This is a genomic window from Actinocatenispora comari, assembly GCF_017312725.1.
Taxonomy (GTDB): domain Bacteria; phylum Actinomycetota; class Actinomycetes; order Mycobacteriales; family Micromonosporaceae; genus Actinocatenispora; species Actinocatenispora comari.
In genome coordinates, this window is sequence record NZ_BOPO01000084.1 from 54,663 (window position 1) to 77,242 (window position 22,580).

Annotated in this window: 23 protein-coding genes; 21 read left to right on the forward strand and 2 right to left on the reverse strand. The window is 70.9% G+C overall.

Annotated elements, in window-relative coordinates:
* From NUM_RS21765 to NUM_RS21790, 6 genes are read left to right on the forward strand one after another with little or no spacing between them, the layout of a single operon-like run.
* Positions 1–1,041, forward strand: a complete 1,041-nt coding sequence (locus NUM_RS21765) for a glycosyltransferase family 2 protein (protein ID WP_225918757.1) — start codon at positions 1–3, stop codon at positions 1,039–1,041.
* The gene (locus NUM_RS21770; protein ID WP_207126752.1) at positions 1,038–1,970 is read left to right on the forward strand and encodes a radical SAM protein; all 933 of its coding nucleotides are present in this window, start codon (positions 1,038–1,040) and stop codon (positions 1,968–1,970) included. Before NUM_RS21765 ends, NUM_RS21770 begins: the two co-directional genes overlap by 4 nt.
* Complete coding sequence (locus NUM_RS21775; RefSeq protein ID WP_207126753.1) at positions 1,967–2,560, forward strand: phosphoribosyltransferase; 594 nt, start codon at positions 1,967–1,969, stop codon at positions 2,558–2,560. The genes NUM_RS21770 and NUM_RS21775 overlap by 4 nt, the downstream gene beginning before the upstream one ends.
* Entirely contained in the window at positions 2,557–3,654 is a 1,098-nt protein-coding gene (locus NUM_RS21780) for a glycosyltransferase family 4 protein (RefSeq protein ID WP_207126754.1), read from the forward strand. The genes NUM_RS21775 and NUM_RS21780 overlap by 4 nt, the downstream gene beginning before the upstream one ends.
* The gene (locus NUM_RS21785; RefSeq protein ID WP_207126755.1) at positions 3,654–4,556 is read left to right on the forward strand and encodes a 5'-3' exonuclease; all 903 of its coding nucleotides are present in this window, start codon (positions 3,654–3,656) and stop codon (positions 4,554–4,556) included. Before NUM_RS21780 ends, NUM_RS21785 begins: the two co-directional genes overlap by 1 nt.
* Positions 4,550–5,164 carry a PIG-L deacetylase family protein gene (locus NUM_RS21790; RefSeq protein WP_207126756.1) on the forward strand — a complete coding sequence of 205 codons (615 nt, stop codon included), beginning with the start codon at positions 4,550–4,552 and terminating at the stop codon, positions 5,162–5,164. The genes NUM_RS21785 and NUM_RS21790 overlap by 7 nt, the downstream gene beginning before the upstream one ends.
* A gap of 65 nt (positions 5,165–5,229) precedes the next feature.
* Here the strand turns inward: NUM_RS21790 and NUM_RS21795 are convergent, their stop codons facing one another.
* Positions 5,230–5,715 (reverse strand): prepilin peptidase, encoded by a 486-nt coding sequence (locus tag NUM_RS21795; protein ID WP_207126757.1) that lies wholly within the window; start codon positions 5,713–5,715, stop codon positions 5,230–5,232.
* Positions 5,716–6,075: 360 nt separating this feature from the next.
* Between NUM_RS21795 and NUM_RS21800 the strand changes: the two genes are divergently transcribed.
* Entirely contained in the window at positions 6,076–7,029 is a 954-nt protein-coding gene (locus NUM_RS21800) for an MBL fold metallo-hydrolase (RefSeq protein ID WP_207126758.1), read from the forward strand.
* On the opposite strand, the gene NUM_RS21805 is transcribed toward NUM_RS21800, so the two are convergent.
* The gene (locus NUM_RS21805) at positions 6,985–7,788 is read right to left on the reverse strand and encodes an MmyB family transcriptional regulator (protein ID WP_370467030.1); all 804 of its coding nucleotides are present in this window, start codon (positions 7,786–7,788) and stop codon (positions 6,985–6,987) included. The two genes, NUM_RS21800 and NUM_RS21805, sit on opposite strands and share 45 nt — an antisense overlap.
* Before the next feature lie 603 nt (positions 7,789–8,391).
* Between NUM_RS21805 and NUM_RS21810 the strand changes: the two genes are divergently transcribed.
* The 14 genes from NUM_RS21810 (at position 8,392) to NUM_RS21875 (ending at position 22,188) form a co-directional block, all read left to right on the forward strand.
* Positions 8,392–9,654, forward strand: a complete 1,263-nt coding sequence (locus NUM_RS21810; protein WP_207126760.1) for a 3-deoxy-7-phosphoheptulonate synthase — start codon at positions 8,392–8,394, stop codon at positions 9,652–9,654.
* Positions 9,642–10,688, forward strand: a complete 1,047-nt coding sequence (locus NUM_RS21815; protein WP_207126761.1) for a 2-keto-3-deoxygluconate permease — start codon at positions 9,642–9,644, stop codon at positions 10,686–10,688. The genes NUM_RS21810 and NUM_RS21815 overlap by 13 nt, the downstream gene beginning before the upstream one ends.
* A 21-nt stretch (positions 10,689–10,709) precedes the next feature.
* Positions 10,710–11,288 (forward strand): hypothetical protein, encoded by a 579-nt coding sequence (locus NUM_RS21820; RefSeq protein WP_207126762.1) that lies wholly within the window; start codon positions 10,710–10,712, stop codon positions 11,286–11,288.
* Positions 11,279–12,211 (forward strand): hypothetical protein, encoded by a 933-nt coding sequence (locus NUM_RS21825; protein ID WP_225918758.1) that lies wholly within the window; start codon positions 11,279–11,281, stop codon positions 12,209–12,211. Before NUM_RS21820 ends, NUM_RS21825 begins: the two co-directional genes overlap by 10 nt.
* A gap of 144 nt (positions 12,212–12,355) precedes the next feature.
* A complete protein-coding gene (locus NUM_RS21830; protein ID WP_207126763.1) occupies positions 12,356–12,931 on the forward strand; it encodes an SAF domain-containing protein in 576 nt (191 codons plus the stop codon).
* 148 nt (positions 12,932–13,079) lie between these two features.
* On the forward strand, positions 13,080–13,952 hold the full coding sequence (locus NUM_RS21835; protein WP_207126764.1) for a hypothetical protein: 873 nt from the start codon (positions 13,080–13,082) through the stop codon (positions 13,950–13,952).
* Between the two features lie 13 nt (positions 13,953–13,965).
* Positions 13,966–15,321, forward strand: a complete 1,356-nt coding sequence (locus NUM_RS21840; RefSeq protein ID WP_207126765.1) for a CpaF family protein — start codon at positions 13,966–13,968, stop codon at positions 15,319–15,321.
* A gap of 5 nt (positions 15,322–15,326) precedes the next feature.
* Positions 15,327–16,295, forward strand: coding sequence for a type II secretion system F family protein (locus tag NUM_RS21845; RefSeq protein WP_207126766.1), 969 nt, complete (start codon positions 15,327–15,329; stop codon positions 16,293–16,295).
* A complete protein-coding gene (locus tag NUM_RS21850) occupies positions 16,292–17,197 on the forward strand; it encodes a type II secretion system F family protein (RefSeq protein ID WP_207126767.1) in 906 nt (301 codons plus the stop codon). The genes NUM_RS21845 and NUM_RS21850 overlap by 4 nt, the downstream gene beginning before the upstream one ends.
* Before the next feature lie 140 nt (positions 17,198–17,337).
* Positions 17,338–17,547, forward strand: a complete 210-nt coding sequence (locus tag NUM_RS21855) for a hypothetical protein (RefSeq protein WP_207126768.1) — start codon at positions 17,338–17,340, stop codon at positions 17,545–17,547.
* Positions 17,548–17,588: 41 nt separating this feature from the next.
* Positions 17,589–18,029, forward strand: coding sequence for a TadE/TadG family type IV pilus assembly protein (locus NUM_RS21860; RefSeq protein ID WP_207126769.1), 441 nt, complete (start codon positions 17,589–17,591; stop codon positions 18,027–18,029).
* On the forward strand, positions 18,026–18,514 hold the full coding sequence (locus tag NUM_RS21865) for a TadE/TadG family type IV pilus assembly protein (RefSeq protein ID WP_207126770.1): 489 nt from the start codon (positions 18,026–18,028) through the stop codon (positions 18,512–18,514). The genes NUM_RS21860 and NUM_RS21865 overlap by 4 nt, the downstream gene beginning before the upstream one ends.
* Positions 18,511–18,981 carry a Tad domain-containing protein gene (locus NUM_RS21870; RefSeq protein ID WP_207126771.1) on the forward strand — a complete coding sequence of 157 codons (471 nt, stop codon included), beginning with the start codon at positions 18,511–18,513 and terminating at the stop codon, positions 18,979–18,981. The genes NUM_RS21865 and NUM_RS21870 overlap by 4 nt, the downstream gene beginning before the upstream one ends.
* 18 nt (positions 18,982–18,999) lie before the next feature.
* Complete coding sequence (locus NUM_RS21875; protein ID WP_207126772.1) at positions 19,000–22,188, forward strand: LysM peptidoglycan-binding domain-containing protein; 3,189 nt, start codon at positions 19,000–19,002, stop codon at positions 22,186–22,188.
* Positions 22,189–22,580: the final 392 nt, after the last annotated feature.

Below are 22,580 nucleotides of genomic sequence, written 5' to 3' on the forward strand. Positions count from 1 at the left end.
ATGACCCGATCACTGCGCGACGCGATCGCACAGCACGACAACGACTACCGGCCACACGTCGAACGGTTCGAGTGCCGCACCGGGCTCTGCTGGCACGACCCGACACCGCCGACCCTCGGCCGCGGGTCCCGCCTTTCGATCGTGATCCCCGTCCGGGACAACGCCTACTGCCTGCCGACCGTGCTCGACGCGCTCAACGCCGCCCGCGACTACACCCCAGCCAGCACCCAGCTGATCGTGGTCGACGACGCCTCCACCGACCAGACGACCGCGATCATCCGCGACCACCCCGCCGTCGATATCGGCATCCGGCTGCCCCGCCCGGTGGGCGGCGCTGCCGCCCGTAACGCCGGCCTGCTGCTGGCCGAGGCGCCCACCGTGCTGCACATGGACGGCGACATGGTGCTGCCCGCCCACGCGCTGGCCGACGTCGCCATCCGCGGCGCCGACGACCTGGTCCTCGTCGGTTTCCGCCACAACGTGCCCTACACCCCGGGACCCGACGGCCGGCCGATCCTGCCCGCTGGTGAGCCAGACCTGCACGCCGACTACCGGGCCCACTGGACCCCGCCGGCCGGAAAACCGATGTTCTACAGCGGGCAGGTCTACGACCAGGCGTTCGTGGCAAACCCGCTGGCCGACACCGACGACTTCGTCAAACTCGGCCACGGCCGCGCCTACTACGACTGGGATCTGCCACGGATGGCCGTCACCGCGCTAGTCGCCACCCCGCGCGACGCCCTGATCGACGTCGGCGGTTTCGACCCCGGATTCACCGAGATCGGCTGGGGCGCCGAGGACACCCACATGGGCGCGATGCTCATCGCGGCAGGCTGCAAACTCGCACCCCTGCGCCAGCTCCGCGGCCACCACATCGACCCTCCCGACGCCGACGAACAGTGGCAGCACAAGCTGGCCAGCGCACCACCCCGCCTGGCCCACTACCGGCAGCTGCTCACCCAGCCCGCGCCCACCGGCCGCCGCGGCGAGTTCACCACCCGCACCCGCAGGCTGCTCGCCGAGGGCGAGGCCCTGCGATGACCCGCGTGTTCGGCGCCGACGGCCGGCTCCTCCACGACCCGGTCACCGGTCTCACCCACCTCGCCCCGGCCCCGTACACGCGGGGAAGGCATCACCTCGATGCGGCCGCCGTGACCGCGCTGCCTCCCGCCGTCCCGGCTCATCTGGACCGCGACATGCCGGTCAGCATCTGCTGGTCGCCGATCGTGCGCTGCAACCTCGCCTGCCCTCAGTGCCTGGACGACGCCAGCGTCCGCGAAGCCGGGCCCGCCCAGCGCGCTCGCACGGCCAGCATCCTCGCCGATGCAGACATCCTCGGTGTCGACATCTCCGGGGGAGAACCGCTGCTGCTGCGCGACCTGCCCGATCTCGCCCACACCATCGCCGGCGGCCGGCGCGCCGCGGTGTCGGTCACCACCAACGGCTGGCACCTCGCCCGCCGCGCCGCCGAGCTCGCCCCCGCCGTCGACGGCATCCGAGTCAGCCTCGACGGCCCCGACACCCGCACCCACGACCGGATCCGCGGCGACGGTAGCTTCCGCCGTGCCGTCGACGGCATCACCGCGGCCACCGAGGCCGGCCTGACCGTCCAGATCCAGACCGTGCTCATGGCCTCCACCGCCCACCGGGCGCAAGAGATCGTTGATCTGGCCGCCCAGGTCGGAGCCGCCAGCGTCACCTTCCTCCAGATGCTGCCCATCGGCTCCGGCGCCGCCCTGACTGGCCAGATGCTCACCGACGAGCGGGCCACCCGTGTCCTCGACGGCCTCACCGTTCCGGCCAGTCTGCGGGTACGGCTGCGCGCCCGCAACGCCGCCGCCGGGTTCACCGTCGTGCGCGCCGACAGCCACGTCTGGCGCAACGACCCCACCGCCCACCACATCACCGGACTGCGCCCCCTGACCGGCGTCGCCGACCTTGCCCTGACCGGACGGGACGGATCCGCATGACCAACACCAGCAGCGCTACGACCAGCCCCGTGGACCAGCCTGCCCGGGTGTTCGAGCACCGCCGGGTCCTCACCCTGTCCCGCGAGACGTTCTTCGCCGCCGCCCGCTTGGTCGCCGCCGCCGTCATCGACCGGGACGGGCCGCCCACTGCGGTGATCGGCATCGCCCACGGCGGGCTACCCCTCGCCGAGGTCATCGCCGCCACGCTCAGCATCCCGCTTGGGCACGTCGAGGCCCGCCACAACGCCACCGATGACCTGTACGAGCAGGCCACCGGGACCGTCGACCACAGCGGCGAACCGCTCGCCGCCCGGCTCGCGGGCCGCACCCTGGACGGGACCGTGCTGCTGGTCGACGACATCTGCGGCACCGGAGCCACCCTCGACGCGATCCTCCCCGACCTCGCCCCCCACCTTGCGTCCGGCGCCGTCGTGCGCACCGCGGTGCTGTGCCGCAACGCCGGTGCCCGCTACCAGCCCGACCTGTGGGTGTGGACCGTCGATGACTGGGTCCACTTCCCGTGGGAAACAACACTTCCCGACGACCAGGCCACCGAACCACTCACTCTGCCTCACGAGGTTCAACCATGACCTGCATCGCGTTCGTCCTCGTCTCCTGGCGGCCCAACGCCCCCGCCGGAATGGAACGATCCGTCGCCGCGTCCGTCGCCGGGCTCACCGCCCGTGGACACCGCTCGGTCATCGTGACCGCCGACCCGGCCGCACCACCGCACTACCGCGGCGCAGCGGTCGAACGCCTCACCACCCTGCACCTGCCGCAACCATGCAGCGACCAGCAACTGCGCCGGCAGGTCGATCTCGCCGGCGACGACCTGATTGCCGAGCTCACCGACCTCTACGCCACGCACCAGGTCGACACCGCCATCTACGTCGACGCGCTCTGGGGCCTGGGTCGGGTGATGCCGCCGGCATCACCCGACCGCCGAGTCCTTGCCGCGCACGTCGTCGGACACGACACCGACCTGGCCGCTGCCCTTCCCCGCGCGACCACCGTCATCGCCCCGTCCGCCACGGTCCTCGACCAGGCGACCGACCGCGGCTACGACACCAGCACTTGGCAGATCGTCCCCAACGCACTGCTCGACGACCCCACCAGCCCCGACCAGGCCAACCGCGAACACCTCCGCGAGCAGGGGCCGGTCCGCGTCCTCGCCCGACTCGGGCCGGAGAAGGGCGTCGCCGACCTGCTGTCGGTCGACCCCCAGCTCGACCGCCCGATCGAGATAGCCCTCGCCAGCGCCGGATTCGAGGCTCAGGCCGGCAGCCAGAACCAGACCCTCCACACGTGTCTGGAGCGCGCCAGCCGCATCTCCGGTGCCGCGATCGTCCCGCCGAAACCGTGGGACCAGGCTGCGCCGTGGCTCGCCGGCGCCGCAGTCGTGGTGGTCCCCTCCCACCAGGAAACCTTCGGCCTCGTGGCACTGGAGGCTCTCGCTGGCGGCGCACCGGTCGTCAGCTACGACATCGGCAACCTGCCCGCCCTCACCGACGCTGGAGGCATCACCGTCCCCCACGCAGATGGTCCTACCGGACTGTGGCGGGCCGTGCACACTCTGCTGGGCGACCCGGTACGCTGCAAAGCGACTTCATGGGCTGGCTACTACCGCGCGCGGGACTATCGGCCCACCCACATCGCTGACCTGCTTCTTAAGGTGGTGAGCTGATGGGCGTCCCGCGTGCCCACCAGACCGCAATCCCGCTCCAACCCGGCACAGACGACGGCGCGCCGCCGCTGCTGCTGGTCGACGGCCACAACCTGCTGTGGGGCGGCACGTTCGGATTCCCGGCGGCAATCTACTCCCGCGACAAGACGCGAACTCTCACCGGGCTGTTCGCGTTCTTCGCGCTGCTGCGCGTCGCGATCCGCGAGGAGGTGCCCGGCGGATCGCCCGAGGTCATCGTGGTGTTCGACGGCGAGCACGGCGGCGCCGCCCGCAAGGAAGAACACGCCGGCTACAAAGCGTCCCGGCCCACCGACGACGCTGCGCTGGAACCGTTGCAGTACCTGCCCGACGTGCAACGTGGCCTCGACCTGTGCGGCATCAGCTGGATCGAAATCGACACCGCGGAAGCGGACGACGTAATCGCCGCGCTCGTCGCCGCCACCCCGGCGCCGCGACCCGTGCTGATCATGTCCCGCGACCGGGACTACTACCAGCTCATCAACGACCGGGTCCGCGTCCTCAACACCAAGTTCCGGGCCGGAAAACGCCTCGTCGACCCGGCGCAGGTCTACGACCGATTCGCAGTCACGCCAGCCCAGTGGGCCGACTACCGGGCGCTGGCCGGCGACCCCGCCGACGAGATCCCCGGTGTTCGTGGTGTCGGCGCGAAAACCGCCGCGCAGCTTCTCGCCGGCGGCCTCACCCTCGATGACCTTCCCGCCTCCGGCCGACTCGCCTCCGGCCGCGGCCGGCTCGTTAGCGACCAGTACGACATAGCCCTGAAGTGGCGGCAGATGATTCAGCTCGACCACACCCTCGACGTGCCCCTGACCCCGACCGGACAGCCCAGCCCACTGCTGCCCAAACCAGCGGACGTGGTGGAGGCGCTCGGCAGATGGTGACCACATCGATCATGACCATCATGGCCCACCCCGACGACGCCGAACTCTGGGCCGGCGGCACCCTCGCCCTACATGCCGCCGACGGCGCCGAGATCACCATCGTCGTCGCCCACCACGACGACGTGCGCGACGCCGAAGCCGCCGCCGCTGCATCGATCCTCGGTGCGCGACTCCACCAGGTCGAACGGCTGGACCCCACCACGATCGCCAACCTGCTCGTCGCCCGCCGGCCCGAGGTCGTCATCACCCACTCCACCGACGACATCCACCCCGAGCACCGAGCCGCAGCCCAGGCCCTCACCGACGCGCTCCCCGAGCCAGTCATCGCCACCGGCCGCCCCTGCCGTGTCTACACCTGCGACGGATACAACAACCTCGACAAGGCCGGACGGCCACTCGACCTGCCCATCATCATCGACATCACCAGCACCGTCGACACCAAGGCAGGAGCGCTGCGCGCTCATCAATCCCAACCTATCGCCGGCCACTTCGGCCCCATGGCTGAGAACCTCAGCCGTCTCCACGGCCACCGGATCGGCGCAGCACACGCCGAAGCGTTTCGACCGATCCCCATCCTCGGCCGACTACCTGCCACCAGCCGACTTTGAGGCGATGCCGCGATCATCACGTCGGCCACCCCACCTCTGCAGGACGTGCAGAGACTTCCGTGGGGTTAGATGAGGATCGCGATGATCGCGGCGGCGCACAGGGCTGGCCCAGCAGGGATCGTGGTGTGCAGGTTCCGGGTGCGGGCCCACGTAAGTGTTGCGGCGATCAGCGACAGCCCCGCGAAGGCGGCAATGAGCATGATCAGGTGTTCGATACCGGCCCACGCTGTGACTGCTGCGAGGGTTCCGCTGAGTTTGACGTCGCCGAATCCGAACCCGGACCGGATCAGCGCGAGTGACAGCACGGCGACGGACACGGCGGCGGTGGCGATGATGGCCCGCACCAGCGCAGTGAGGGCGTCTGGCATCCGCAGCACCACCGTGGCCGTGGCGGTGGCCATCCAGACGATCAAAATGGGCGCGATCAACCAGTCGGGAAGTCTGCGAGCGCGCAGATCGCTGATCGTGAGTGCTGTTCCGGCAGCGATGGTGGCAAGGGCGACGGGCAGCAACGGGACCAGACCAAGACGCGCGGTGGCGACAGCGGCCACGCACAATGCCGCCGCGGCCCCCGCGACAGGCACGGGCGCTGCGGTGAAGCGTGGGCGCTTGGGAGCAGGTGACGCTGCGGGTGCCACGGTGGCTGCGTGAACGGTCAAGGGCCAACAGCACACCGCGGTGACGACCGCTCCCACAACGATCCGGCTCCAGGCCACCTGTTCACGCTACGGTCCTGAGGCGGTTGCCAGAACCTGATCGGCCGTTCCGGATCTGATGGTGCGCCGTGAGCGTCGCGTGGGAGTGCAACGACTTCTCGGGCCGTGGCGGTCCGCGTGGGACGGGATCAGGGCTTGTCCTGTCCTTCCAACTGGGCGATTGCGTGGTCTGCCCGTTGTTGGGACGATGCAGTAATGACGAAGAGTGTCGCACGGTTGCGGTCTGTCGGTGACCACTGCTACGCGTGGGTTCATTCGTTGGCGACGTGGGGGTACTCCAACGCCGGCGTCGTGGTTGATGCTTCCGGGCGGCAGGGGCTGCTGGTCGATACCCAGTTCACGCTCGGATGGACGCGTCAGCTGCGCGATGCGATCACCGACACGCTGCCAGAGCTGGCGATCAGCGATGTGGTCAACACCCATGCCAACGGAGATCACACACACGGCAACATGGTATTTGCCGATGCACGGGTGTGGTCGTCGAAGCAGACCGCTGCTGACGTGGCCGCTGAGGTGAGTCCCGAGATGCTACGGCAGGTGTTTACTTCCTCCTTGCCGGAGCCGCTAGCCGGGTACGCGCACCGCTTTTTCGGCCAGTTCGACTTCTCCGATATTCAGACGGTGCCGCCGACCGACACGTTCTCCGGGCAGCACACGCTGCGGGTTGGGGACACGGCTGTGGAACTGTTGGAGCTTGGCCCGGCGCACACGCATGGCGACGTCGCGGTGTTGGTTGCCGACGACGGCGTGCTGTTCACGGGGGATCTGTTGTTCGTGGGTGATCATCCGGTGACATGGTCGGGCCCGCTGGACGGGTGGATCGCCGCGTGCGAGCGGATGCTGGCCACCGGCGCGACCACGATCGTTCCTGGACATGGCCCGGTGGTAGGCCCGGACGTGCTTCGAGAGTTCATGCATTACCTCGAGCATGTCGCCGAGCATGCGTTGGCGGCGTGCCGGGCCGGGACCCCGTACACGGAGGCGGCCAGGACGCTTCCGATCCCGGAGTATGCCCAACAATGGGGTAACCCGGAGCGGTTGGTGTTTCTGGTCGCCGCTGTATATCGGTCGGTGGGGGCGCCTGCGCCGTTGGCGCAGCTGGAGCTACTGGCCGACGCCGCCCAGATCGCCGCGAGTCTGGGGCGGTAACGACCGCATGGTTTGGTGGCGGGCGCCCGCAGACGGCGAGTGCGGCATGTCGTCGGGCGGGTAGTCGGCATCGTGGCGCAGGGCCCGGTAGATCTCGTCCCGGTCTGAGGCGTGTATCGGGATCAGCGACATCACTCGCGCGTGCGGGGACTGCATAGGGTCGGCGGCGTTGATCTCGATGTCGATGATGCGGTCGGAGTAGAACGGTAGGCGGATCTGACGGATGTCGCCGTCGGGGTGCTCGTAGGGTGCCAGCGCGTGCCACATCTGTTCGTTGTCCGGCTCGGTGAGGATGTCGTCGATGACCTCGCGGAGCCTGTGGTTGTCCGGCTGCTGGCTAAACGCGGTGCGCATCTGCGCCATCATCAACGGCGCCCAGATGCGTCGCCACGGCACCAGCGTGTACCGGGCTTCCGCGGTCAAGAACACCCACTTCATCACGTTGGGCCCTACCCCGGTGGGGCCAATCTGGGCCATCCACGGCAGCCACAAGATCGCCGCCTTGTTAGCCAGCCGCACATCCCACGCCGAGTCGGAGATGTAAGTAGGCAGTGGACGCGACAACACGTCGATGCGACGGGCCTCGGACAACTCGAAGTGTTCCGGCCGGGCGCCGGTCGCATGTCCAGTCAGCCGCAGCAGATGGTCGGTCTCGCTGGCGTTGAGCTCTAGCGCCAGCGCAACCCGATGAACGGACTCCGCCGAGTAGTGCGCGCTCGTGTCGCCGCGTTCCAGCCGGCCGTACCAGGTGGTAGACATCCCGCAGCGCTGAGCCATCCGTTCCTGGCTGGGTGGCCCTGGCAATCGCTGCCGAGCCATGCGCATCAGATCGGACAACTCCCGCCCAGCGGTCAGCTTCTCGCCGTCAGCTCGAACCATCGATCGCCCCCCAGCTCACCGCCAACCAACAACCGATGGACACCCATCGGAGGGATCCTCCGCCATCAATCCATCATCACCCTCAGCAATCGCTCGACATGCCAGATAGTGACAATGTCAAACCGGACAGACATACCAAACGGTCGGATGTTCCGCATCGTTAGGCGGCTGAGAACTTCTCGCGGCACCGTTACTGCAGGTGGCCAGTCTGGAGGAGATCTGCACTCGTACTACAGATCACACACAGGTAATTCCACGGATAGTTAACAGAAGGTTGTCGATCTGCACTGGCAGTTTCTTCCGTTATTTCGCGACAGCGGCCACAGTGATGCGCACGCCAACCCCTCCGCCACGGCGTAGCACTGCAAATCCCCTCCCAACCCACCACGTGGGGTGAGCCGAAGCGGACCCCCGCCCGGCCGGTTCAGCCTGCGCAGACGACGACGCTCCGTACGCATGCGGGGCGGACGGGAGGCAACCGCCATGACCACAATCGGCGACCAGAACGTCCTGCCCGGCGTAGCCGGCGACGCTCAGCAGAAACCGACAGTCACCATCCACGCCAACGTTGCGGCGGGTACAACCGGCCAATGGTTGCCGACCCCCGGGCAACTGCGGGCCGGAATCCCGCTGGGTATCCGCACCGCCACCCTAGTTACCGACACGCGTCAGGCGATCATCGACATCCTCACCGGCACCGACTCTCGACTGCTGGTTGTCTGCGGCCCCTGCTCGCTGCACGACCCCAACGCAGCCCTCGACTACGCCCAACGACTGCGCATCATCGCCGACCAACTGAGCGACGACCTACTGATCGTGATGCGCACCTACGTCGAAAAGCCGCGCACCGCACTCGGCTGGCGCGGGATGGTCGCCGACCCCGGCCTGATCGGCACCGGCGATCTGCGCAACGGCCTGGTGCTGGCGCGGGCGACCCTGCGCGGGGTGCTACGTGAAGGCATGCCCACCGCGACCGAGTTCGTCGACCCCGCAGTGGCCGCCTATCTCCAGGACACCGTGTGCTGGGGCGCGATCGGCGCCCGCACCGTGGAAAGCCCCACCCACCGGCAACTCGCTGCGTCGCTACGACTGCCAATCGGATTCAAGAACCGGCTCGACGGTGCAGTCGTGCCAGCGATCAACGCCGCGCTCACCGCGGCGACCGAAGACCACATCCTGGCCTTGGCCGCCAGCGGTAGCCCCACCCGCCAGGCCGCACCCGGCAACCCCTGCCCGCATCTGGTGCTCCGCGGCGGCGAGTCCGGACCCAACTATGCGCCGAGCATCGCGGCCGACGCCGCAGACCAGCTGCGTGCGAACGGACTCCCCATGCTGCCGGTCGTCGATGCGGCACACGGCAACAGCCGCAAGAACCCCGCACAGCAACAGGTTGTGCTGGGCGAGCTGGCCGACCTGATCGAGGATCCGGCCTACCCGGTCGCCGGGGTGATGATCGAGTCGAACCTGGTTGGTGGCCGCCAGGATGTCGACCTCAACCGGCCGCATGCGCTGACGTATGGGCAGTCGATCACCGACGCCTGCATCGTCCTGGACGACACCCGCCCCCTGCTGACCCGCCTTGCCCGCGCCTGCCACGCTCGCCGTCGCCAGCGCCAGGCTCAGACCCGTTCCCTGCGCTCCCAGACCAACAGGCACGAGGACCTGGCCGCGGTCGCGGAACTGCGCCAGGTCCCCGTGGTCGCGGGTGTCGGAGCTGCTGCGGTGAGGTCGTCGTGCGCGCGGTAAGCGCACTGCGCCGGTTGCCCGGCTCCGCGGTCCTGCTCCCGCTGACAGCAGGGATCGCCGTCGCCGCAGTCACCGGTGGCCGAAGCGGGCTCGGACCGTTCACCACGGGCATGTCCGGCGGCGCGATCAGCTACGTCAGCTTGCTGCTGGTGTGCATCGGCGCCCAGATCAGCCCCGGCAGCCTGCGCCCGGTCGCGTCCCGCATCGCCGTGGTGCTCGCCGGTGCGACCCTCATCCCCGGCGTCGGCGCCCTCGTCTACGCCCGGCTCGCCGGCAGAGACGGCATCGACGGAGTCTCATCGCTGGCGGTGGCCGCTGCCGCGGTCTGCACCAGCAACGCGCTCTGGCTCGTGCTGGCACGACGCTATGGCAGCGACACCGACGCTTGGGGCGGCGCGGTCGCCTCCATCCTCAACTCCGCACCCATCGCGCCGATGCTGATCCTGGCTGCCGTCTCCCGCCACCACGCGCTGCCCTGGTGCGGCATGATCGACGCCCTCGCGCCCCTGGCCGTCGGCGTGGTGGTCGGCAGGCTGGCGCCAGCGTGCAGGACTGCCCTCGCCGCCGCGGTACCGCTGTTGGTCGTCGCGTTGTCGTTCGGCCTGGGTACCCAGGTGCAGGTGCGGCACCTGGGCGGGCAGCTGGTGGCCGGGGCAGTCCTGGGTGTCGCCGTCGCCCTCGTGTCGGGCGGGCTGGTCGCCGCCGGATGGCGCATAGTCCTGCACCGCCCCGCGACGGTCGGCTTCGGGGCGGCAGCCTGCACGGTCGCGGTCCCGCTGACCCCCAGCATCGTCGCCGCAGCCGATCCGACCTGGGCGCCGCTAGTACCCGCCGCCACCGCCCAACTCGCCGTCGCGCTGATCGTGTCCACCCTCGCCGCGCCCGCACTCACCGCCGCCGTGCACGCCTGGACGCTGCGCGCCCATCACCGGCCCGCACACCTCGCCGGCCACCCACGACCCGCCACCTCAACAACCCTCGTCCCACGGCCAGCGCGCGGCATGCCCGACCTGATACCGATAGACCACACCTGACCACACGCACGTCGACCCGGCGTGAAGGAGATCCTCATGAAGCCAGCCTCACCCGCCACGATGACCGCGACGTTGACGCTCGCCGTGCTGACCGCTGTGGTTCTGACCGGATGCAGCAGCCCTCGCTCTGACGCCTCCGCGCCCCAGCGCTCTACCCGGGCCCCTGGCCCGACGCCCAGCCTCAACGTTAGGGCAGCGGCAGAACGCGATGCCCTCGCAGCCTACCGCGGAATGTGGAGGGCGTTTGTTCACGCCGCCAGCACGTCAAACGCCAATGATCCGCTCCTGACCAAGTACGCGACCAGCGATGCACTCCATACCATCCAGTCGGCCCTGACCAAGGATCGTCGTCAACACCGGGTCGCCAAGGGCCGCGTGTCCACGCACCCGATCGTGCTGAGCGCCAGGCCAGGAACACGACCTTCACAGATCACGCTTCGCGACTGCGCAGACGACAGTCACTGGCTGACCTACCACGAAAACGGTGGCCTCGTTGACGACCAGCCTGGCGGGAAGCACTCGGTCACCGCGATCGTCGAGGACCGCCACGGGTGGAAGGTGACGGCCTTCGCTGCACATGAGGTGGGGACATGCACATGAATCGGGGAGTGGCCATCGGCATCTGCCTGGTCACTGTGGCTGCGTGCGTGATGATGCCGACTGTTTCGTTTGCTGGAGGCCACATCGGATCCGTCACGTGCGATGAGTCTCCAGCTGGTTGCGATCTGCATGCCGGCCATGGTGGGCACCACGGCAGCAGCCCGGCAGGGGGTATCGACGCGCCACCGAACGGCGCTGCTCAGGGTGGGACGTCCATCCATTGCGAGAACCCGTCGCATCAGCAGATCCCCTGCCAGGATCCAGATCTTGGTTCGGTGGGTGCGGATGGCTGTTACTACAAGCCGACTTCGCGGCCTGAGGGACGTAAGCAGCCGTCGGGTCCGGGTGGCTGGTACGCCAAGACGTGCACTCGCAACGGTTCGGACGGCCGGGAGTCGTTGTCGCATCCTGTGTGGCGCCCGGGTTCGACGGGTGGACAGCCGCTGTTGTCGCCGGAGCAGGTGGCGCAGATGGCGGTGCGGCGGCTGGATCTGCCGAAGCCTGTTCTGGCGATGAATCCGCCGCGCACGGTGCGGCAGTTGGTGGGGGTGCCGGTGTGGCTTTGGGTGGTTCAGTGGCCGACCAAGACCGCCACGGCGCGTGTCCCAGGGGTTGAGGTGACCGCGACCGCGCACCCCACCCAGGTGCTGTGGGCCAGTGGCGATGGCGGCTCGGTGGTGTGTTCAGGCCCGGGAACCCACTGGCAGCCGGGCAACGACCCGACACGGTCCTCACCCGATTGCGGGCATGTGTTTCGCCGCGTCTCGACATCCAGTCCGGGCGGCCGGTTTGCGGTGACCGCGACGATGCGCTGGGCCGTGAGCTGGCAGGGCGCGCACCGCTCCGGCACGGTAGCCGATCTGTCCACGTCGGCGTCGACGTCGGTGAAGGTGGCTGAGTCGCAGGCGGTGAACACCCGCTGAGCGACCAACAGCGGTCATGAGTACGGGGAGGAACCAGTCATGGTGAGTCTTCAAACACCGCCGGATCAGGCGCGGGCCACCCAGCACAGCGCTGCGGTCACCTCGCGGGGGCGGCGGGGCTGGCGGCGTCATGGATGGGGCCGGATGGTGCTGGCGGCGGTGCTGATCGTGGCCGGCGGTCTGGTCGTGGCGTTCGTGGCAGGCACCGGTGATCCTCGCAGCGAGGTGGTGGCCGCGGCACGCGATGTTGATGCGGGGCAGACGATCACGGCCGCCGATGTGCAGTCGGTGAAGGTGTCCGCGGACTCGTCGGTGCAGCTGATCAGCTGGGCGCAGCGCGGCGCGGTGGTGGGGCACACCGCGGCGGTGCCGATGACCACCGGGCAACTGATCACAACGAACTCGATCGGAACCTCCCGGTGGCCGGGCGCCGGGTATGCGGTGGTCGCGGTGGTGGTCAAGCCGGGGCAGGCGCCGCCGCGGCTGCCGGTCGGGCAAACGGTGCAGGTGCTGTTCACCACCGCCCCGAACCTGGAGGCCGGAGCCCGGGACTCCACCGACGCCGGCCCGGCCGGGGTGGTGGCGCAGGTCGCGTCGGTGTCGGCCGCAGCCGGCAGCGGGGAGGGCTCGCGGGTGGTGTCGCTGCGGGCGCCAGTGGAGACCGCGCAACGTATCGCCGCCGCCCCCGCGGTGACGTTGGTCGCGATACAGCCGGACTAGGCCGTCGCCGGACACAGGTCCGGGACGAGTGTGCACGCGGACGGGGGGATGCGTGATGAGTGTGGTGGTGTTCTGCCGGGCGAAAGCCGGCGGATGCGTGACAGCCACGGCGTTGGCGGTGACCGCATGTTGGCCTGATCCGGGGCCGGTGACGGTGGTAGAGGCCGACGCCTCGGGCGGGAGCCTGGCCGCTCGGGCTGGCCTTGAAGCGGGGCCGGGCCTGGTGGAGTGGGCCGCGATGGCCGGCTCGCCGCGGCCGGCCGGTGAGCTTCTGGACCAGGTGTCCCGGCCATTTCCGGGTACCTCGGTGGCGGTGGTGACCGGCCCGGTCGACGGCGCCGAGCAACCCCAGGACAGCGCGGCCACCGCCTACCCGGCGGCCGGGGGCGCGCGTTTGGCCGGTGGGGCCGCGGCGCGGGCGCGGGCCGCGGTCACGGCGCTGGCCTGCGAACCGCGGCTGCTGGAAGCCGGCGACGACCGGGCGGTCCTGTTGGATGCGGGGCAGGTGAGCGCCGCCGCGCCGGCGTGGCCGCTGTTGGCCCGCGCCGATGGGGTGCTGGTCTGCGCGCCGCCGAGTCTGGACGGGCTGGCCGCCGCGTTCGGCCTGGCCCGCGAGATCCAGGCTGCGCCTGGCTGCACCGCCGAGGTCGCTCTTGTGGCGATCGGGGACGGCCCGTACTCGCCGCAGGAGATCACCGCGGCGGCGCCGGCGGCGCTGTGGGGTGTGCTCCCCCACGACCCGCACGCCGCCGATCTGCTGGGGTCGGGGAGAGGGCTGGCCGCGCGGACGCGTCTGGCCCGCGCCGCCACCGTCCTGGCCGCCCGGTGCGCGAAGCGCGCATCCGCCTCCCCGTTCCCGGCCCCAGGACCCGCCCGCGACGCCACAGCGGACGCGCAGCCCTCGAGGTTGGTGCGGCGGGCACCGGGTCGCCGGTGGACGCGACACGACGGCGTGACCGAGCCGCCGGCGCATCTGGCCCTGTTCGACCGCAGCCGCATGCTTCCGCACGCCACGGACTGAATGGAGGACCGCCATGACTGCAACCTTCACCCACCCCGCGAAGATCGGGGACCCCGCCACCACCTTCGGCGCCGGCCAGCTCACGGTGCTGCGCCGCGAACTGGTGGACCGGTTGACCGCGGCGGCCCAACGTGCCGAAGCGGCCGGCTCGCCGCTGGTCGGCCCGACACGCGCGCAGCGGCTCGAGGCGTTGATCGAGCAGATCATCGACGAACAATCCACCCGCCAGGTGGAGCACGGCGGCGGCCCGCTCGATGGGCCGACACGATCGGGCCTGGCGGCAGCGTTACGGGCCACGATCTCGGGGATGGGCCCGTTCGAACAGCTGCTGGCCGACCCGGACGTGGAGAACATCAACTGCAACGGCTGCGATCAGGTGTGGGTGCGCTACGCCGATGGCCGCAACCAGCAGATGCCGCCGGTGGCCGCCAGCGACACCGAGCTGATCGACTGGGTGCGCCGGGTCGTGGCCGGCCCCGACGGTAGTCAGGAACGCCGGTTCGATCGCGGGCATCCGGTGGTCTCCGGGCAGTTGCCTGATGGGTCCCGGCTGCACGCGGTGATGGACCTCGGACAACACGGCGTCTACGTTTCGATGCGCAAGTTTCGGCTTGCCCAGACCAGCCTCGATGCGCTACGCCGCACCGGGACCGTCGATGCGCGTACCGCCGCGGTGTTGGCTGCGGCGGTGCGGGCCCGGCTCAATCTGCTGATCGCCGGCGGCACGGTACTGGGCAAAACCACCCTGCTGCGGGCGCTGGCGGGCGAGATCGACCCGACGGAGCGGGTCATCACCGTCGAAGACGCCTTCGAGCTCGGGTTGGGCCGCACTTTGCCCGATGTGGTGGCGTTGCAGGCGCGGGAGCCCAACATCGAGGGCGTTGGGGAGGTTGATGCGGCGGAGCTGGTGCGCTGCGCGCTGCGCATGTCGCCGGAGCGGGTCATCGTCGGGGAGGTCCGCGGCGGCGAGGTCGTGCCGATGCTGCTGGCGATGGCGCAGGGCTGCGACGGGTCGATGGGCACCATCCACGCCTCTACCAGCCAACAGGCGCTGCTGAAACTGGGGATGTATGCGGCGCAGGCTGATGAGCGGCTGCCGTTGGATGCCTCGGCTCTGTTGATCAGCTCGGCGGTGGATCTGGTCGTGCACCTTGACTACACACCGGGCACCCACACCCGGGTGGTGTCCTCGATCCGCGAGGTCGCCGGCGCGGACGGGACCACCGTGTCCTCCAACGAAATCTTCCGCCCCGACCCGGCCAGCCGACGCGCGGTGCCGGCGCCCGGGGCGATGTCGCAGCGCCTGGGCGACCGGCTGATCGCCGCCGGCCTCGACGAACGCGTCGTGCACGATGCGGACGGGTGGTGATACCCATGATGGAACCCGCCCGACTGGCTGTCACCGCGGTCGCGGTCGTCTGCCTCGCCGCCGGGATCCTCGTTGCGCTGGTGCCGCCCCGGCGTGCCACCGGCACCGAAGCCCTCGTACCACCGTCGGATGCACAGGTCACACGCCGCGACCCGACCGCCGCCCACGGCTGGGCGGGGCAGCGGTGGCGACAGATCGTGGGGGCACTGGCCGGCGGCGTACTGGGGTTCGCGGCGACCGGCTGGCCTGCCGTCGCGGTCCTGGCCGCGGCGGGAGTGTGGTGGCTTCCCGCCATGCTCGGCCCCGATCGGGTCGGGAAGACGCGGCAGCGGCGGGCGGAGGCGATCGCCGGCTGGGCCGACGGGCTGCGTGACGTGCTGTCGGCCGCTGCCGGGCTGCAGCAGGCGCTGTTGACCACCGCCGGTACCGCCCCCGCCGATATCCGCCCCCACATACAGCAGCTGGCCGCCCGCATCCGCGCCGGCCAGCCGCCCGAGGCGGCGCTGCGCCGCCTCGCCGCAGACCTCAACGACCCGGCCGCTGACCTGGTGGCTGCGGCGTTGATCCAGGCATCCCAGCACCAAGCACGCCAGCTCGGCCCGCTGCTGGGCCGGCTGGCCGACACCGCCCGCGCACACGCCGCCGCCGCCCAACGCGTCGCCACCGCCCGCGCGGCGTCCCGCACCACGCTGCGGATCATCACCGGCACCGTGGTCGGCGGGTTCGTGTTGCTGCTGTCCGCCGATCAAGAGTTCCTCACCCCCTACCAGTCCGGTGCCGGCCAGCTGGTGTTGCTGGCCGTCGGTGCGATGTTTTCTGCCGGGCTCGCCTGGATCCGGAGGCTGGGCGCCGCCGAGGAGCCTCCCCACACCCTGAACCTCCACAACCACGCCTCCACCACCATCCCAGCGGCTGATCCTGCGGCACCGGCGCCTGCGTGGACGGCGAAACGCGCGGCGGGGGCCGGCACATGAACACCGCTGCAGTGATCGGCGGAGCACTGATCGGTGGGGGCGTCGCCGCCGCAGTTCTCGCCGTGCTGCCACGGCGCCGGGACCTGGCTGCCGACCTCGCCGCCCTCACCGCCACCGCTCGCGCCGACACCCGAGCCGAGGCGGCGCCCGACGCACCTGGCCGCCACGACCGGCGGCTGCTGGTGCGGATCGGACGCCCGGCCGTTCCCCTGCTGGCCCGGCTCGGCCTGCCCCGTGCCGACCTGGGGCGGGACCTGGCGTTGCTCGGCCGTAGCGTCAGCGATCACCTCGCAGAACAGGCCGTGGTCGCCGCGGTCGGCCTGGCCGTGGTCCCGCTGCTGGCCGCGATGATGGGCGCTGCCAGCCCGCTGATACTGCTGGCGTTCGCCGCGACGGGTGGGGCGGCCGGGTTCCTGCTGGTCCAGCGGCAGACACGCCACGCCGCCGCCACCCGCAGGGCTCAGATGCGCGCCACGCTGTCGTCCTATCTCGACCTGGTGGTGCTCGCCGTCGACGGTGGAGCCGGCATCGACCAGGCGCTCACCGACGCCGCCGCCAACTGCGCCGGCTGGCCCGGGGCCCGCCTGGCGGGGGCGCTGCGCACCGCGCACCTAATCCGCTCCAGCTGCTGGGAGGCCCTGGCCCGGCTCGGCGCCGACACCGGCATCACCGAGCTAACCGATCTGTCCGCCACCGCACAGCTGGCCGGCACCGAGGGAGCACGGGTGAGGCAGTCGTTGTCCGCGCGCGCGGAAAGCCTGCGTACCCGGCTGCTGGCCGAGACCGAAGCAGCCGCCAACCGGGCCACCGAGAAGCTGTCGCTGCCGATGGTCCTGCTCGCGGCCGGGTTCCTGCTTCTCCTGACCTACCCGGCACTGGCCGGGCTGATGGCCACGCCCTGACCCATCCGCCACATCGCACCACCACGGGGGACACGATGAACACACACCACACACCGCCCGCTCCACTCGCCCGGCCTCGGATCCGGCACCACCATCGGCCGCGGCCCGCCGCGCCGCAGGCCCGCCGGGCGCGCATCGCCGTGGTCACGGCGCTGGCCGCGCTGTGGCTGCTGCTGCCGGCACGATGCCGCGCGAACTGGCGACTGCTTCACCGCCGCCCGGATGCCGGTGCCGAAACCACCGAGGTCGTCATCGGCATCGCCCTGGCCGCCGCCGCGGCGTTGACCGTGTGGCACTTCCTCGGCCCGAAACTGCTCGCGATCGCGCAGAACGCCATGTCCGGCCTCTAACCAAACCCCGGCTGGACCAGTTCACGACGAGGGAGGCTCACATGGCTGACGCGACACCCGGCACACGGGCCCGCCGGATCCTGCAGTGGCTGCACACCGACCGCGGTTCATCCACGGTGGAGACCGCGATCTGGATGCCCGTGCTGTTCGCGGTGATCCTGCTCGCCGCGCAGCTGGCGTTCTGGCTGGTCGCGCAGCACGCCGCGACCGCCGCGGCCACCACCGCTGTGGACCAGGCGCGGCTGCGTGGCGCCACCACCGCTGACGGCACTGCCTCCGGACGCCGACGACTCGACACCACCGGCGTGCTTAGGCAGCCCTCCCTAAAGGTGAGGCGCTCGGCGAACACCGTGACCGTCACCGTCACGGGCAGCGCGCCGCGGATCCTGCCGATCCGGCTACACGTGTCGGCCACCCAGACCGGGCCGGTCGAACGCGACACCCGCCCCTCCGGCACGATCAGCCCGGCAGGCACCCCATGACCGCGCAGCTCGCCCGCCGGCCGTGCAATCCACGCCGATACACACCGCACCGGCCGATGCGCCGCTTCGCCCGGCTCCACGGTGATGCGGGGTCGGTGACCGTTGAGGCGATCCTGATCCTGCCGCTGGTTCTGATCAGCGTGCTGGGCATCGTCGCCGCCGGCCGCGGCACCCACGCCGCCACCATGGTCGCTGCCGCCGCCCACGACGCTGCCCGCGCCGCCTCGATCGACCGCGACCCGGCCGCAGCCCGCGCGGACGCCACCCGCACTGCACTGCGATCACTGCATCGTGGCGGGACCAGCTGCCGCACCGCGACGGTGTTGGTCGATACCAGCGCCTTCGCCCCGGGCGGTGTGGTCACCGTCCGTGTGACCTGTCACGTGGCGCTGGGATCGCTCGCCCTGCCAGGCATCCCCGGCGACATCGCTATCGCGAGGTCGGGCCGCAGCCCACTCGACCAGTACCGGGGGGTCAACCCATGAGCGTCCAGCACACAGACCAGCACGGTGGCATCCCGAACCGTCTCCCGGCACGGCGGCGGGCCCGGCTTGGCGGCGACGACGGGCAGATCACCGTCGCCTACCTGATCCTGCTCCCAGCTCTGCTCGTCTTCGCAGGTCTGGTGGTCGACGGCGGCGCCGCGCTGAATCTGCACACCCGGGCGTTGGATGTCGCCGAGTCCGCCGCCCGCGCCGGCGCCCAACAACTCGACCTGTCCGCCCTGCGCGCCGGGCACACGCTCACGCCCAGACTGGACCCGGACGCCGCCACCGCCGCCGCCGACCGCTACGTGCGCTCGGCCGGCCTGGCCGGCACCGCCCAGGCCACCACCACCCAGGTCCGTGTCGAGGTGAGTGCCGCGGGCCGGACGCGCCTGCTGAGCGTGATCGGCATCCGCGCGTTCCACGCCCACGCCACAGCAGCCGCGCAGCCCGACACCGGTAGCTGAGATCCTCGGAGGTGAGCCATGGTGCGGCCCCGCGATCCCTACGAGCTGGCGCGCGAGAAGTACCCGTGGGCCTACCAGGACGAGCCGGGGCCAAGCCGTGCCCGGCAGCTGGCCGGCGACCTCGCCAACCTGGCCATCACCCTGGTCCTGCTGGTCGGGTTGCCGATCGTGATGCTGCACGTGGCGCCCTGGCCGCCGCTGCCGATCCCTCACCACCTCGACCTGACCCGCGAAGGTATCCAGGGCTGGTACAACGGCGCCCCGTGGGAAGACCCCCGTCTGGTCATCGGCGCCGGCGTGACGGTCGGCTGGATCTGCTGGGCCATCCTGCTGCTCGACACCGCCTACACGGTGCTTCTGGCCGTGGTCGACGCGGTCCGCTACCGGCGGCTGCGCCCTCGCATACCCGGCCGCTCACCGACCCGGGTCGCGGCACGCCTGGTCGTGGCCGGGCTGATCGCCGTCACCGTCGCGATCACCTCCCGCTTGACCGCCGCGCACGCTGCGCCGCCGGCCCCGCCGGCTGCGGTCGCCGCGCAGCACCAGCCGCACAGCATCGACCTCGACCAGCCGGTCACCCTCACCGCCCACCGCGGCAGCGCCCGCATCCATACGGTGGTCGAAGGGGACACCTTGTGGAATCTGGCGCGACGCTACCTGCACGATCCGCAGCAGTGGCGGGCGATCTATCGCGCCAACCGGGGACACCTGCAGCCTGACGGGCGGCGGCTGATCCGGCCTGACCTGCTTCAGCCGGGATGGCGTCTGCGGATACCAACAGGCCAACACTCCGCCGACCACCATCGGCAATCCGCCCCACGGCCGACCACACCGCATCGGTCCGGGCACCATGCCGCCGCGCGAGGCGGGCATCGGCCTGAAACTACGCCCAAGGGGCCCCAGGGTTCGGTGACGAGCGAGGCGGCACCGCGCAGGGCAGGGCCGGGCGATAGCCGCATCCGTCTTCCCGGCGGGAGCTTGGTGGCGGCTGGTCTGGCGAGCCTGCTGCTGGCCGGTATCACCGCAGCCGCTGCGATGCGGTGGCGGCGCCGTTTCCGCCCGCACAACGACGACCGGCCTACTGTTGCCGACATCCCGCTGACCCGGGCTCTGCGCGCCGCCGCCGTGCCGAGCGGCCGGCCGCAGCCTGGCGCCGATGCCTCGACCGGCCAGCGCCGGCCGGTGGGCGAGGAGAATGACCTGTCGCAGGACGGGCTCACGGAGGCCCCCTCGCCGCCAGAACATGTGGGCGTCGAGTGCCTGCGCGATCGCGGCCGTCCCGTGGACGGCGACTCCGGCGAATGCGACCCGGACGAGTGGGATGCCGATGAATGGGACGCTGCCCAGCCCAATCCGCGCACGCCCCGGCCCGACCACAGCGCGCCCGAGAAGTTGGCCGGCGGCCCCGTTGACGCTGGCGCGGACGCACAGCGGCGCCATGAGCTGATGGGTGCTGATCCTGAACACGGTGACGCTGCTGACCAGTTGGCTTTGGTGGACCGGCCGCTGACGGCGCTGACCGGCCCGGGCGCCGTTCCTGCTGCCCGCGCTCTGCTCGCCCGGCATCTGGCCGCCACCGCCGCGGCACATGTGGTGATGGCCGCCGAGCATGCGCAGATGCTGCTGGAAGTCGACACCGCGCCGAGGGTCCCGCGGCTGGCCGTGACGGCGACAGTGGACGAGGCGCTGACTCTGCTGGACGCTGATCTGATCGGCCGCCGCCGCATCAGGCCCACTGCCGACGCCGGCGGCAGCGACGAGCAGGAGATGGGTGCGCGGAGCGTGCTGTTCGCCGCGCCGGTCACCGGCGCAGCCCGTGCTCGGCTGACCGGGCAGCTGGCCCAGGACGGCATCTACGCCGTGCTGTGCGACCCGTCCGGCGCCGGCGAGGACACCGCGCTGCATGTGGATGCCAGCGGTCGGCTCACCCAGCCCGACGGCGCGGCCGTCGCCTCCACGCGGGTCGACCTGATGACGGCCACCGATCTGCGGCAGCTACTGGGCGCCCTGAGCCTCGACGAACCCGGCACCGCCCTCGACTCGGAAGCCGGATCAGTGGCGGCGCCCGACTCCCCGCCCAGCCCCCGCACGCAGCCGGCGGATCAGACCGCCGTACCGGGCTCCGACGCGAGCGAGAAGCACAGGCCAGAAGCGGAGAGCCGCGGTCACACCGACGCCGAGTCGCACTCCGACAACGAATCGCGCGCCGGGGCGGTAGCGACCCCTGCCGGGGACGACCGTGACGGTGACCGGGAGCAGCTCGCTGCCGGCGGGCCTGCCGGGAACACTGACGGGCCGTGCGATGAGACCGAGCGCGGCGAAGGTGCAGGCGACCGCCAGCAGCCCGGCGGCGGGTCGGCTCAGCTCGGGCCGGCCGAAGCGGGTGGCCCGATGGCCACGGCGCCAGGACCGGCGGACCGGGACGATGATGGCCCGCCAGTGACCGCGCCGAAGGCATTGGTCCGTGTGCTGGGGCCACCGAGAGTGCACCGTGCTGATGGGCAGCCGGTCAGTGGGCTGCGCGCCCGCGCCGGGCAGATCCTGACCTTCCTGGTGCTGCAGGAGCGTACCGGCGCCACGCTGGAGCGGCTGATCGAGGCGACCGTGGAGGACACCGTGCGCCGATCGGCGGCGCAGCGGCGCATGTACACCGACCTGGCCAACCTGCGGGGTGTGCTGGCCGCCGCGGCCGGCGACACCAACCCCACACCCGGCAGCTACATCCTCCTGCTCGACAACCGGTACCGCATCGACACCGAACGCGTCAGCGTCGACCGGTGGCAGATGCGCGCCGCCCTCGACGACGCCACCGCGGCGGTCACCGAGGAACAGCGCATCGCCGCCCTGCACCGCGCCGTTGACTGCTACCACGGCGAATTTGGTGCGGGCATCGATCACCTGTGGGTGATGGATGCCCGCACCAGCGCCCTACAGGACGCGCTCGTGGCCGCGGCAACCCTGGCCGATCACTACCTGGCCGAACGACCCGACAAGGCGCTGCAGATACTGCGCCGCGCGATCGACTGGTCGCCCTACACCGAAGACCTCTATCAGCGGATGATGCGGGTCCATCACCGGCTGCGTAGCCCGGACGGAGTGCGCACCACGCTGCGTACCCTGACCGCGCGGCTGGCCGACATCGACGAGGTCCCCACCCCAAAGACGCAGCAACTGGCCCGCACGCTGCTGCACGACCCCGAGTCCTGAACCGCCCAGACAGCGACCGCCGACAGCGGCCCCCGGCGCCTCGGCCGCTGCCACGCCGACGGCCTGCCCTATGCTGACAGCGGGTGGGGCCGACCATCTTTACCGAGCTCCGGCCCCACCTCTTTGCACGCAGACGGCCCTGCCCCGGCCCGGCGCGCTACGCCCAACACTGACGGCGTGGCTCATTGCCTGTTTCACGGGCCCGCGTCGAGGATGTAACCCCCAGATGTGTGGCGGTGCCCTGTGAGGGTGGGCCACTGCGGAACTCATCCCGCTGCTCAGGTGACCGACATCCACACCGTGGAACGTCAAACGATCGGTGCGAACTTCCCGAAGGCTCGGGCGGCGTGGCGGCAGACGTTTCGGCTCGTGGCGCCGCGCCCTGGGTGTGG